This is a genomic window from Actinomadura sp. (assembly GCF_044508335.1).
Lineage (GTDB): Bacteria > Actinomycetota > Actinomycetes > Streptosporangiales > Streptosporangiaceae > Spirillospora.
This window is the reverse complement of record NZ_JBIQHY010000060.1, coordinates 2009-14161: the sequence shown is the minus strand read 5'-3', so window position 1 is coordinate 14161 and position 12153 is coordinate 2009. Positions and strand designations below refer to the sequence as shown.

The following is a 12153-nucleotide window of genomic DNA, read 5'->3' as shown; positions in this document are numbered from 1 at the left end:
CGTCGCGCAATGTCGTATGTTGCCCCGTGGGTCGGGGTGACTGCGCTGGCCGTCGCGTTCTCCTGGCTCGGGGTGCGCGACGTCGTCCGCGGCGCGGTGTCGGAGCGGTCGGCGCCGCCGCCGATCGCCGGGCCCGTCATCCACTCCAGCCCGGCGGCGCCGCCGGGGCCGACGACGGTCGGCTCGCCGACCGCGCGGCCCAGCCCGCCGGACGGCGAGGACACGGCGCCCAAGCCGTCGAAGTCCGCGAAACCCCCGTCCGGCAAGCCGGAGAAGACCCCGAGGACGCCCGACAACGTGCGCAGCTACGCCACGCGCGGCGGGCGCGCCGCGATGTCGATCGAGAAGGACCGCGTGCGGCTCGTCTCCGCGACGCCGAACTCCGGCTACGAGACCCGCGTGACGCAGGCCGAGGGATGGCTCCGCGTCGACTTCCTCGGCGACGAGCACACCTCGTCGGTCATCGCGTCCTGGTACCAGCACGAGCCGACCGTGAAAGTCTACGAATACTGAGCCGCGCGGAGGGAAAGGACGGCGCCATGCCCATTATTTCCCGCGGATTCCACGGACGGCGCCCCTCCGGCGACCACGAACTGCCGCCCGGCCAGTACGAGACGTCCGATTTCCCGGTGCTGTCGGCCGGCCCGACCCCGCGCGTCCCGCTGGACGAGTGGGAGTTCACCATCAGCACCGAGACCGGCGAAGAACACCGCTGGAGCTGGGACGACCTGATGGCGCTGCCCGCCGAGACGCCGACCGTCGACCTGCATTGCGTAACCAAATGGTCAAAATTCGACACCGAATGGCGCGGCGTTTCTTTGGACGTTCTTTTCGAGGACGTGGAGAGCGCCGCCGACTTCACACTCGTCCACTCCTACGGCGGCTACACGACGAATGTCCCGCTGGAGGACCTGCTCGACGGAAAGGCGTGGATCGCCTACGGCTACGACGGCGGGGAACTGCCTCCGGTGCACGGCGGCCCGGCTCGCCTGCTCGTCCCGCACCTGTACTTCTGGAAGTCGGCGAAATGGGTGCGCGGCATCCGGCTCGGCCTTGAGGACGAGCCCGGGTTCTGGGAGACGGCCGGCTACCACGACTACGGAGACCCATGGCGGGAACAGCGGTACCAGGGCGACTAGGCGGGCGGCTGCGCTGGCAGCCGGCCGAGCTGCTGGAGCGGCGCGCCGAGACCGCGACGGCCGCCACGCTGGTCTTCGACGTGCCCGGGTGGCCCGGCCACGTCGCGGGCCAGCACGTCGACGTCCGGCTCACCGCCGAGGACGGCTACAGCGCGCAGCGCAGCTACTCGGTCGCGTCGGCGTCCGACGGCGAGCACGTCGAGCTCACCGTCCAGCGCGTCGTGAACGGGGAGGTGTCGCCCTACCTCGTCAGCGAGATGATGCCGGGCGACATGGCGGAGATCCGCGGGCCCGTCGGCGGCTGGTTCGTGTGGCGGCCGGAGCAGGCCGAGCCCGTGCTGCTGGTCGGCGGCGGCTCCGGCATCGTCCCGCTGATGTCGATGGTCCGGACGCGGCAGGCGGCCGGCAGCCGGGTGCCGTTCCGGCTGCTGCAGTCGGTGCGCGGCCCCGACTACCGGTTCTACGCGACCGAGCTGTACAAGGGCTCCCCCGGCCTGGACGTGACATACCTGTACACGCGCAGCACCCCGGCCGGCGGGACCCGCGCCGCGGGCCGGCTCACCCCGGACGACCTGGTCAAGCACGGCTGGCCCGCCGACTTCGAGCCGACCTGCTACGTGTGCGGCCCGACCGGCTTCGTCGAGCGGGCCGCCGCCTACCTGGTCATGCTCGGCCACGCCCCCGAAAGAGTCCGGACCGAACGCTTCGGCCCCAGCGGAGGATGACATGGCCACCCTCGACGACCAGCTCTCCGGAGACCGGGACCACTTCGTCGACGGCAACGTGCTCGCGGGCCCGCTGTCGGAGGTCTTCGCCGCCGACCTGACCGCCGCCCAGAGCCGCTGCGCGAACTGCGGGTGCACGGGCCCGGTCGCCGCGCTCCGCGTCTACGGGAACGCGCCGGGCTTCGTGGCGCGCTGCGCGCGGTGCGACCACATCGTCCTGCGGGTCGTGCACGGCGGGGGCAGGGTCTGGCTCGACCTGCGCGGCACGGTCGCGCTCGCCATCCCGGTCGACGACTGAGCGTTCCGGCACGGCTCCGGGTCAGGAGTGCGGGACGAACCGCTGCGGCATGATGAACATCGCGGTGGCCTCCACCGTGACGCGGCCGTCCGGTCCGCAGATGGTGCCGGACGCGAACACCTTGCGCCCCTCGACCCGGCTCGCCTTGGCCTCCACCGACAGCGGGACGCCGAGCGGCGTCGGGCGCCGGTAGCGCGTCTCCAGCGTGGCGGTCATGCCGGGCGTGCCGGACGCGGCGGCCGCCATCCCGAGCACCTGGTCGAGCACCATCGCGGACACGCCGCCGTGCACGTACGACGGCGGCCCCTCGTAGACCGCGCTGAGCGTGAACTCGCCGCGCACGATGCCGTCCGAGCCGACCGTCAGCTCGACGGGCGGCGCGAGCGGGTTGAGGGCGCCGGTGACCGGGTTGCCGATCTGCCGGTCCATCCGCCGCTCGGTGGACGGGACGAACGGCGGCGCGTCCCGGCGCTCGGCGGACAGCCGCGCCGTGAGCGCCTCGATCTCGGCGGCGACGGCGGCCGCCTCGGCGCCGCCCACGGCGGTGAGCACGGTGGCCTCGGCCAGCTCGCGGACGCGCGCGGCGAGGCCGCTCAGGGCCGCCGCCTCGTCCTCCCCCAGCACCGGCCGCTCCATCGGGATCCCGCTCATTCAGCCTCCTCGCGGGGGGCGCCCCCCGCAACACCGCCCCAGTGGCCGAATGCAATTCTAGAAGAGGGCGGCGGGAGCTCCCGACACCGGGGTCCGGCGCACGGTAGATTTCCCGCATCGAGGCACCCGATCACCAAGGACAGCCGTGACGGACAAGCTCCCGCCGCCGCCCGAGCAACCGCCCCCGTACTCGCAGCCCTACGGGCAGCCGCCCGGCGGCTACGACCCGCGGTGGGGCTACGGCCCGCCGGGCGTCCCGTACGGCGTGCCGCCGCAGGGCCCGCCGGAGGACACGACCTGGGCGATCTTCGCCTACGTCGGGAACGTCCTGATCGGCTTCCTGCCGGCGCTGATCGTCTACCTGGCGAAGAAGAACACCTCGCCGTTCACCCGCTTCCACGCGGCCCAGTCGATGAACCAGCAGCTCACCATGCTGATCCACGTCATCGCCGTGGTGGCCGTGTGCGTACCGCCGGCGATCGTCATGAAGGCGCCGGCCTTCCTCGCACTGCTGGCCATCCCGTACCTGGAGCTCCTGGCCGCCGGGTGGACGTTCATCATCCTCGGCGCCGTGAAGGCGGGCAAAGGCCAGTACTACCGCTTCCCGACCTTCTTCTGCTACCGCATGATCCGCTGACCCCGCGGGGTCAGACGAGGACGGCGCGGTCGTCCACGCGGGCCACGGCGCGGGCCGGGGCGCCGTCCGCGGCGGCAAGGGCGATCGGGAACAGGAAGAGCTCGATCGAGCAGCCCGCCTCATAGGCGTCGACGACTGCGTCCAGGCCCGTCACGTTCTCGGCTATGACCGCGCCCGCGCCGCAGAGGACGCGGTGGACGGCCAGGGAGAAGTCATCCGAGCCGGGCGGCGGGGTGGGGTCCACGCTGAGGGCGTCGACGGCCACGGTGCGCACGCCCGCCGCGATGATCGCCTCGGCCGTCTCGGGGGCCGGATAGGGGTGGGCCAGGTAGTCGTCCGTCCCCCAATGGGCCGACCAGCCCGTCGCGATCAGCAGGACGTCGCCGGGTTCGAGGCCGGGCGGCAGCGCGCCGGGCGGTATCGGGGTGCGGGGCGGCAGGCCGCGGACGTCCATGACCGCGGCGGGGCCGGTGAAGCGGGTCAGCGGCAGCTCGTCCAGGCGCGGCAGGGCGTCGTCGATGTGGAACGGGGCGTCGACGTGCGTGCCGGTCTGCGACCCCATGTGCAGCCGCAGGACGTTCACGCCCGACTCGGCGGTCGTGAGGGCCGGGGCCGCCTCGACCTCCGGGTCGCCCGGGTAGACCGGCATGCCCGTGGTGATCGGCACGGAGAGGTCGAGCAGCTCAACGCCCATATGCCGATTATCCCGCGCGCATCCCCGGACGGTAGCGTTGCGACGTGTTGCCACATGTGACGGCCATCCGATACGTGACGCCGCTCCGCGAGGGCGGTTCCCTGCCGGGCGTCGTCGAGGCCGACGACCTCGGCACCTACGTCATGAAGTTCCACGGCGCGGGGCAGGGACGCAAGGCGCTGATCGCCGAGGTGATCGCGGGCGAGCTGGCCCGCAGGCTCGGCTTCCGGGTGCCCGATCAGGTGCTCATCGACCTGGACCCGGCCATCGGGCGGCACGAGCCCGACCCCGACGTGCAGGACCTCCTCAAGGCCAGCCCCGGCTGGAACCTCGGCGTCGACTTCCTGCCGGGCTCGCTCGGCTTCGACCCGCTCGGCTGGACCCCCGACCCCGGATTCGCGTCGCGGGTGCTGTGGTTCGACGCGTTCATCGGCAACGTCGACCGCAGCTGGCGCAACCCGAACATGCTCGTGTGGCACGGCGACGTGTGGCTGATCGACCACGGCGCGAGCCTCATCTTCCACCACGCGTGGACGAACGCGGCCCGGCTGTTCTCCGGCCCGTACGACGTCGGCGACCACGTGCTGACCCCCTACGCGACCCGGCTGGAGGACGCCGAGGCGGAACTCGCGCCGAAGATCACCGAGGGGCTGCTGCGCGAGGTCACCGGGCTGGTGCCCGACCGGTGGCTGGACGGGGAGCCCGGCTTCGCGAGCCCCGGGGCGCTCCGCGACGCCTACGTCGAGATCCTGCTGCCGCGCGCGGGCAAGCCGCGGGACTGGCTGCCGGACCTGGACGTGTCCGGCCACGGTCCGGACACGTCCGCGCGGCGCGGGGAGAACCGTCCCGGCTGGCTGGGCGGCCCGGCATGAGCAACATCCGGACGGCCGGCGAGCCGACGGTGTTCGAGTACGCGGCGCTGCGCCTGGTGCCGCGCGTCGAGCGGGGCGAGTCGATGAACGTGGGCGTCGTGGTGTACTGCCGGGCGGCCGACTACCTCGGCTGCCGGACGCACCTGGACGAGCGCCGCCTCCGCGCCCTGGACCCCTCGCTCGACCTGGAGGGCGTCCGGGCGGCGCTCAAGGGCGTGGACGCGGTGTGCTGCGGCGGGGAGCGCGCCGGGCGGGCCGCGGCCGAGCCGCCGGGCCGGCGGTTCCGGTGGCTGACGGCGCCGCGCAGCACGATCGTCCAGCCGGGCCCGGTGCACGCGGGCCTCACCGAGGACCCGGCCGCCGAGCCGGACCGGCTGCTGCGCCTGCTCGTCCTCTAGTCCCACTCCCAGCGGATGCCGTGGTAGCCGGCGGCCATGCCGAACTCGATGAAGTGCACGCTGTGGTAGCTGGACAGCCGCAGGTCCGCGGAATCCTTGAGCGCGGTGTGGCCGTCGGGCCGCCACGTCCGGTGGCAGCGGGCGGGCAGCGCGGACGGGTGGAACCGCACCTCGATGAGGAACTCGTGCTGCGGGGTGCGGAAACCGCGCCCCTCCTCGGTGATGGGCGGCCCCGTCTCGTCGAACCCGAAGCCGTACTCCAGCAGGTACGTCTCGCCGCGGCCGAGCGCCCGGTCGAACAGCAGCTCGGCGGCGATGAGCCCGCTGGCCTCGTCCATCCGGACGCGCCCGAACCGGCAGCCGCGCACGGTCCGCGAGGACGGCAGGACGCCCTGCGGGTGGTGGTACACGGCGATCCACCGGTCGACGCCGCGCTGCTGCGCCTGGAACACCGCCCGGCAGCGCACCTCGCGCAGCTCCCTGCGGCGGCCGATGATGTACTGGTCGTGCAGGCTGAGCCCGGTGAGCGTCCGCTCGCCGCGGTCGCCGATCTCGTCCAGCAGGTCGCGGACGCCCGGCTCGGGGCACAGCTCCTCCACCGGCAGCCACGTCCCGGCGGTCCGCTCGGTGGTGGGCCGCAGCAGCGTCAGCAGCGAGTGGCGCGGCAGTTCGAGGATGACCTCGAGGCCGCGGACGGCGCGCAGCGAGTCGGCGCGCTCGGGCCTGGTCCGGCCGCGCTGCCAGTAGCTCAGCGTGGACAGGCTGACGGCGATGCCCTGCTCCTCCAGGCGGCGCCGCAGCGAGTCGAGGCTGAGGCCGCGCGCCTGGATGGCCGCGTGGAGGGCGACGTTGAACGGACCGTACTGCAGGACCTGCAGGAGATCGTCCTCTGCGACACTCTGCACCTGTGGCCTCCGGATCAGCTCCGGCCGGCCCCCGTACAACGGCCTTGACTACCGCAATTGCTACTTCCGCGCTCACTGTAAGGCCCATGGCCCTCATTGCCAACAGGCAACTTGTCACAACCAGGGGTCCAAACGCTAGTGCCACTCCCATTCGATGCCGACGATGCCGCGCCGGACGGCGCCGACCGCGATGTTGGCGCTGCCCGACGTGCCGACCCACAGCTCGCCCAGCCGCTGCCGCGGCGCGTGCGAGCTCTCCGCGGTGAACCCGTAGCAGCGCGCGGGGAGCCGGTCGCCGTCGAACTGGATGATCGCCACGTAGTCGTGGACGGGGTGGGAGAAGCGCCGGTCGTAGCTGTCGGACGCGGGCCCGGCCACCGGGCCGAGCTCATACTCCACTACCGCCGTGTCCCCCGCGGACAGCACCCGGTCGAAGACCAGCTCGAACGCCATCATGCCGCCCCCGGCGCGGATCCGGCCGGGCCTGCAGTACCGCACGCTCGCGAGCCCGCCGCCCCCTGCGCCGGGCGCGGCGGCGGCCTCGCCGCCGGCCACCTGGTGGACGCAGACGACGCGGTCGATGTCGTCGCCCGCCGCGCGCAGGACGGTGCGGACCGACAGCGTCCAGGAGCGGCGCACCCCGTCCAGCCGGTAGACGTCGTGGATGCTGAGCCGCTCCAGCCGGTGGTCGCCGGACCGGTCGAGCTGCCCGACGAGGCACGCGTAGCGCTCGGGGTCGGGCCACAGGTCCCGCGCGCTGCGCCCCCGGTCCGCCGCGCCCGCCGGCCCGGCGGCCGACCCGGCGCGGCCGGCCGGCGGCAGGGCGGGCGCGGCCGCGGGCGCGGGGTCGTCCAGCAGCTCGGTGAGGGCGCCGGGCGGCACCTGGAGGATCTCCTCCAGCGCGGCGACCACGGTGCGCGAGCGGGGCCGGCTGCGGCCGCGCTGCCAGTAGCTCAGCGTGGCCACGCTGACGGTCAGGCCCCGGCGCCCGAGCCGGTGGCGGATCCGTTCCAGGGTCAGCCCGCTCGCCTGGACGGCCTGCCGCAGTGCCCCGGCGAACTCCACGGCGGGATGGTACCCGGCGGGCGAGCTCAAATCAGGTACCGGGGCAGATCAGGCACGCAACGACAAGACGGGCGCCAGGTCAGAAGAGGACCGACATGAAAGAACCGAGCTCGGTGAACCCGACCCGGCGGTAGGCGGCCCGCGCCCGCGTGTTGTAGTCGTTGACGTACAGCGACACGGTCGGTGCGACGCTGCGCAGCGCCTCCCGCACCACCGCGGACATCCCGGTCTCCGACAGGCCCCGGCCGCGCAGGTCGGGCGGCACCCACACGCCCTGCACCTGGCAGGCGCGCGGGGTGACGGCGCCGATCTCGGCCTTGAACATGACGCGGCCGTCCTCGATGCGGGCGAACGCGCGGCCGTCGCGGATCAGCTCGGCGACGCGGGCGCGGTAGAGCACTCCCCCGTCGCCGGCGTTGGGCGACACCCCGACCTCCTCGGTGAACATCGCCACGCACGCCGGGTAGACGATGTCGAACTCCTCCATCCGGACGCGCCGGACGGCCGGGTCGGGCGGCACGTCCGGGACGGCGGAGGTGGCCATCACCGGCTGGGACGCGCGCACGGCCCGGGGCGGCCCCCAGTACGGCGCGAGGATCTCCCACAGCTCGCCGACCGCGTCGACGGGCCCGACGATGGACGAGCAGCGCCGCCCCTGCGCCTGCGCGCGCTCGGCGAACGCGCGGACGGCCTCCGGCCCGGCGGCGACCGGGATCAGGTTGGCGCCCGAGTAGCACAGCGAGACGAGCCGCCCGTCCCGCAGGTATCCCCACATCTGCGCGCCGAGCCGCCTCGGGTCGAGCCCGGCGGCGTGCACGCGCGAGCTGACGAACACGTTGGACACCGGGTCGGCGTCCAGGATCGCGAGGGCCTCCGCCCGGTACCGGTCGTCCAGCACGCGTACGGGCATCGAGCCCAGCATGCGCATGGCTACCGGCCCCCGGACGGGAGCGGCCCCCGTTCGGCCCCCAGCAGTGAAAGCTCCACGTGGACAAGCCTATGCGGTCTGCCGCCCGCGCACCTCCGCAGGCCCTATAACGGCCGCCTCCGGCGGGGTCAGCGGTGCGCCGCCGACTGCCCGGCGCGGTCGTGCTTCGCGCCGGCGGGCTCGGGCGCCGGTCCGGCCTTGCACGTCGCGTCGGGGCCAGGCCGGCTCGGCGGCAGCCCGCCGCCGCCGAGATAGGCGGCGACCCGCTCGTCGACGCACTCGTCGCCGGAGAACGTGACGCCGTGGTTGTGCCCGCCGGCCTGCACGAGCAGCCGGGAGGTGGGGAACCTGCGGTGCATCTCCAGCGCGCCCGGATACGGGGTGGCGGCGTCGCCGGTGGCCTGGACGAGCAGGATCGGCGGCAGCGCGGAGCGGCCCCGCACGCGCGGCGGCGGGCCGCCGTGCACGGGCCAGAACGCGCACGGCGCGTTGTACCAGGTGTTGCCCCAGGTCTCGAAGCGGTACCCGGCGCGGTAGAGGCGCTCGCTGTCGGCGTGCCAGCGCGCCCAGTCGCGCGGCCAGGCCGCGTCGCGGCACTGGACGGCGTTGTAGACGGTGTAGTTGTTCTGGTCGAGCCGCCCCGGCGGCTGCCACGCCTTGCGCAGCGGCCCGGCGTCGTGCCGGACGGCGAACGCCGACAGGGCGCGCGCGTGCGCGGCCCAGGAGTAGTCGGCGTAGCCGTCGGCGAGGAACACGTCGTCCAGTTCGGACGGCCCGATCTTCCCGTCGATCGGCTTCCTCTTGAGGGCGGCGCGCACCGCGGCGTAGGAAGCGGCGACCTTCCGCCCGGTGCCGCCGAGCCGGTAGACGTCGTGGTGGCGGGCGATCCAGGCGAAGTACGCGCGGATGCGCTTCTCGAACGCCACGTTCTGGTCGAGGTTGTCCTGGTACCAGACACCGCTCGGCTTGACGACGCTGTCGAGGACCATGCGGCCGACGTGCCCGGGGTACATCGTCGCGTACACGGCGCCGAGGTACGAGCCGTACGAGTAGCCGAAGTAGCTGATCTTCCGCAGGCCGAGCGCGCGCCGGATCGCCTCCATGTCGCGCGCCCAGTCGGCCGTCCCCATGTGCGGGAGGATCGCCCCGTACCTGCGGGCGCAGTCGCCGGCGTACGCCTTGGCCGCGGCCGTCCAGGCGCGCTCCTCCGCCGCGTCCGCGGGGACGGCGTCGGGCCGCGCGCGGCCCGGGTCCTGGTAGCCCGGGTCGCAGATCAGCTCGGGCCTGCTCGCGCCGACGCCGCGCGGGTCGAAGCCGATCCAGTCGTAGGACGCGGCGACCCGCTTCGGCAGCGACCGGGTGAAGAAGGCGGGCAGGTCGCGGCCGTGGGCGCCGGGCCCGCCCCGGTTGAGCAGCACCGCGCCCTCCGGCTTCGCGGCGGTGTGCCGGGCGCGGGTCAGGGCGAGCGTGATCTTCGGGCCGTCCGGGCGGGCGTGGTCGAGCGGGACGCGGAGGGACGCGCACTGCAGGCCCTTGAGCCGGGAGCCCTCCACGGGATCGTCGGCGGGGCAGGGCTTCCAGGCGAGGCCGCGCGGCGCGGTCTCCGGTGCGCGGCGGGCGGCGGCGGCCGCGGGCGTTCCCATCGCTGCGGCCCCGAGCGCGACCGCCGCGGCGGCCGTCCCGGCCGCCGCCCTTCTTCCAGCGTCGTTCAGCACCCCCGCTTTCTACCGGCGGGGCGGCCTGGACCGCGGGAACCCCGGATCGCGCGATTCCGCCCCTAACCGGGGCCACCGTCCGCGAAACGAACGGCGGAGGTGCGTCCTCCCGGCCGGAAACGGACCGTGGCGCGCCCGCCCCGGCAGGGGAGCGGACGCGCCACGGGGTTCTGGCCGGGTCCTACCGGCGTCCGACCGGAAGGTCCTTGCCCGCCGTGGTGCGGGCGGCCTTCAGCGTCATGGCCGTCGGGTCCGGGTCGTTCAGCGCCGGGACGGCCTGGCAGTAGGCGTCCGGGCCGCGGTGGCTCGCCGGCAGCGCGCCGGTGTCGAGGTACGCCGCGACCTTGTCGTCCAGGCACGCGTTGCCGTTCAGCGTGTTGGCGTGGGTCTTGCCGCCGACCTCGAACACCAGGCGCGAGGACGGGAAGACCTTGTGCATCTCCAGGCCGCCCGCGACCGGCGTGGCCGCGTCCTGGGTGGACTGGACGAGCAGCATGCCCGGCAGGCCGCGGCTGCCGTGCAGGCGGAACGCCAGCCCGCCCTGGAAGGGCCAGAAGGCGATCGGGGCGTTGAACCAGACGTTGCCCCACGTCTCGAACTTGTAGCCCTGCCGGTAGAGCTTCGCGGCGTCGTTGTGCCACTTGTTCCAGTTGCGGGGCCAGCGGGCGTCCGCCGCCTGGACGGCGTTGTAGACGGCGAAGTCGTTGTCATAGCCGCCCGGGTTGAGCCAGTCGAGCAGGCCGGACGGGTCCTTGTCGTTGATCCAGGCCGACAGGGCCTCGGCGAACGGGATGTAGAAGCCGGTGTTGTAGCCGGCGCTCAGCACGATGTCGGTCAGCTCCGCCGGGCCGATCTTGCCGCCGATCGGGGACTTCTTGGCCCCGTCGAGCGCCGCGTAGTACTTGGCGCGGACGGCCTTCTCGCTCGTCCCGAGGTGGTAGACCGAGTCGTACTTGGCGATCCAGGCGAACCAGGCGCGGATGTTGCGCTCGAACGCCTTGTCCTGCTCCAGCTGGCCCTTGTACCAGACCGTCTTCGGGTTGACGTTGCCGTCCAGCACCATCCGCTTCACGCGGTTCGGGAAGAGGGTGGCGTAGGTGGCGCCGAAGTACGTCCCGTAGGAGAAGCCGTACCAGCTGATCTTCTGCTGGCCGAGCGCGGCGCGGATGGCGTCGACGTCGCGCGCGGCGTCGGTGGTGCGCATGTGCGGCAGCATCCAGCCGAACTTCTTCGCGCAGTCCTGCGCGTACTTCTTCGACTTGGCGATCCAGGCCTTCTCGTCCTTCGACGAGCTCGGGACGTAGTCGGGGCGGATCGGGTCGTTGAAGTGCGGGTCGCAGGTCAGCGCGGGCTTGCTGGACCCGACGCCGCGCGGGTCGAAGCCGATGATGTCGTACTTGGCCGCGACGTCGGCGTGCCCGGTGGCGCCGATCCAGCGGGCGAGGGCCGGCGCGTACGCCAGCCCGGAGCCGCCGGGGCCGCCCGGGTTCACGAACAGCACGCCCTGGTAGTTCTTCTCGTCGGTGTGCCGGAAGCGCGACACCGCGATGGAGATCTTGCGCCCGTTGGGCCGGCCGTAGTCGAGCGGGACCTCGACCTGGGCGCACTGGGCCTGGTTCATCGGGTCGTTGGGGCCGCTGACCTCGCACTTGCCCCAGTCGATGCCCTTGGCCGCGACCGTGGCGGCACCGGCCCGGCCGGTGTCCGCGCTCGCGGAGGCGGCCACCACGGTGCCGCCGCCCGCCGCCGCGACCACCGCGGTCGCGACGATGACGATCTTCTTCACTTGACCCCCTCAGATCGGCGGCTCCGGATGCCCCGCCACGGGGCCGGAGGGGGGAGCCACGCCGATGCATAGCGGATGCGGATTGCGTGGAGATTGTGGCGGTTATGTCGCTTATGACGGCAGAGCGGTGCGCGACTGGATGCGTAATCGTGACAAGATCAACGGAACTTCGTGATGTCCTTGCGCGTTTGCCGCGGTCCGGGCCGCCGACCGCGGCCCCGCGACGCGGAAGGGCCCCGGGGATCGCTCCCCGGGGCCCTCGCGAAGGGCCGATCGCCCGCCTCCGGTGCCGGCGGCCGGCATCGGCGTCCGGCATCGGCGTCCGGCATCGGCGTCCGGC

General features: G+C 73.5%; 14 protein-coding genes. 7 read left to right on the top strand and 7 right to left on the bottom strand.

Going from position 1 to position 12153, the window contains the following annotated elements:
• Positions 1 to 9 precede the first annotated feature (9 nt).
• Genes ACIWVC_RS20410 through ACIWVC_RS20395 form a run of 4 tightly spaced genes read left to right on the top strand, consistent with a single transcriptional unit; the run spans position 10 to position 2162 of the window.
• Positions 10 to 513, top strand: a complete 504-nt coding sequence (locus ACIWVC_RS20410; RefSeq protein WP_396450079.1) for a hypothetical protein — start codon at positions 10 to 12, stop codon at positions 511 to 513.
• A gap of 26 nt (positions 514 to 539) precedes the next feature.
• Positions 540 to 1139 carry a sulfite oxidase-like oxidoreductase gene (locus ACIWVC_RS20405; RefSeq protein WP_396450081.1) on the top strand — a complete coding sequence of 200 codons (600 nt, stop codon included), beginning with the start codon at positions 540 to 542 and terminating at the stop codon, positions 1137 to 1139.
• Complete coding sequence (locus tag ACIWVC_RS20400) at positions 1109 to 1864, top strand: ferredoxin reductase (RefSeq protein WP_396450082.1); 756 nt, start codon at positions 1109 to 1111, stop codon at positions 1862 to 1864. Before ACIWVC_RS20405 ends, ACIWVC_RS20400 begins: the two co-directional genes overlap by 31 nt.
• A gap of 1 nt (position 1865) precedes the next feature.
• On the top strand, positions 1866 to 2162 hold the full coding sequence (locus ACIWVC_RS20395) for a DUF6510 family protein (RefSeq protein WP_396450084.1): 297 nt from the start codon (positions 1866 to 1868) through the stop codon (positions 2160 to 2162).
• Positions 2163 to 2183: 21 nt separating this feature from the next.
• Here the strand turns inward: ACIWVC_RS20395 and ACIWVC_RS20390 are convergent, their stop codons facing one another.
• Positions 2184 to 2813, bottom strand: coding sequence for a PaaI family thioesterase (locus ACIWVC_RS20390; RefSeq protein ID WP_396450086.1), 630 nt, complete (start codon positions 2811 to 2813; stop codon positions 2184 to 2186).
• A 145-nt stretch (positions 2814 to 2958) separates the two neighbouring features.
• On the opposite strand from ACIWVC_RS20390, the gene ACIWVC_RS20385 reads away from it, so the two are divergent.
• Complete coding sequence (locus ACIWVC_RS20385) at positions 2959 to 3450, top strand: DUF4870 domain-containing protein (RefSeq protein ID WP_396450087.1); 492 nt, start codon at positions 2959 to 2961, stop codon at positions 3448 to 3450.
• Between the two features lie 10 nt (positions 3451 to 3460).
• Here the strand turns inward: ACIWVC_RS20385 and ACIWVC_RS20380 are convergent, their stop codons facing one another.
• Positions 3461 to 4144, bottom strand: coding sequence for a cyclase family protein (locus ACIWVC_RS20380; protein WP_396454428.1), 684 nt, complete (start codon positions 4142 to 4144; stop codon positions 3461 to 3463).
• 44 nt (positions 4145 to 4188) lie between these two features.
• On the opposite strand from ACIWVC_RS20380, the gene ACIWVC_RS20375 reads away from it, so the two are divergent.
• Both ACIWVC_RS20375 and ACIWVC_RS20370 read left to right on the top strand, forming a co-directional pair.
• Positions 4189 to 5016, top strand: coding sequence for a HipA family kinase (locus tag ACIWVC_RS20375; protein ID WP_396450091.1), 828 nt, complete (start codon positions 4189 to 4191; stop codon positions 5014 to 5016).
• Positions 5013 to 5414, top strand: coding sequence for a DUF3037 domain-containing protein (locus tag ACIWVC_RS20370; RefSeq protein WP_396454427.1), 402 nt, complete (start codon positions 5013 to 5015; stop codon positions 5412 to 5414). Before ACIWVC_RS20375 ends, ACIWVC_RS20370 begins: the two co-directional genes overlap by 4 nt.
• Here ACIWVC_RS20370 and ACIWVC_RS20365 read toward each other — a convergent pair.
• From ACIWVC_RS20365 to ACIWVC_RS20345, 5 genes are all read right to left on the bottom strand, one after another.
• Positions 5411 to 6319, bottom strand: coding sequence for a hypothetical protein (locus tag ACIWVC_RS20365; protein ID WP_396450095.1), 909 nt, complete (start codon positions 6317 to 6319; stop codon positions 5411 to 5413). The two genes, ACIWVC_RS20370 and ACIWVC_RS20365, sit on opposite strands and share 4 nt — an antisense overlap.
• 135 nt (positions 6320 to 6454) lie before the next feature.
• Positions 6455 to 7384, bottom strand: a complete 930-nt coding sequence (locus tag ACIWVC_RS20360; protein WP_396454426.1) for a helix-turn-helix domain-containing protein — start codon at positions 7382 to 7384, stop codon at positions 6455 to 6457.
• Between the two features lie 79 nt (positions 7385 to 7463).
• The gene (locus ACIWVC_RS20355; RefSeq protein WP_396452946.1) at positions 7464 to 8306 is read right to left on the bottom strand and encodes a GNAT family N-acetyltransferase; all 843 of its coding nucleotides are present in this window, start codon (positions 8304 to 8306) and stop codon (positions 7464 to 7466) included.
• Between the two features lie 134 nt (positions 8307 to 8440).
• The gene (locus ACIWVC_RS20350; protein ID WP_396452940.1) at positions 8441 to 10027 is read right to left on the bottom strand and encodes an alpha/beta hydrolase; all 1587 of its coding nucleotides are present in this window, start codon (positions 10025 to 10027) and stop codon (positions 8441 to 8443) included.
• Between the two features lie 181 nt (positions 10028 to 10208).
• Complete coding sequence (locus ACIWVC_RS20345) at positions 10209 to 11813, bottom strand: alpha/beta hydrolase (RefSeq protein WP_396452942.1); 1605 nt, start codon at positions 11811 to 11813, stop codon at positions 10209 to 10211.
• Positions 11814 to 12153 lie beyond the last annotated feature (340 nt).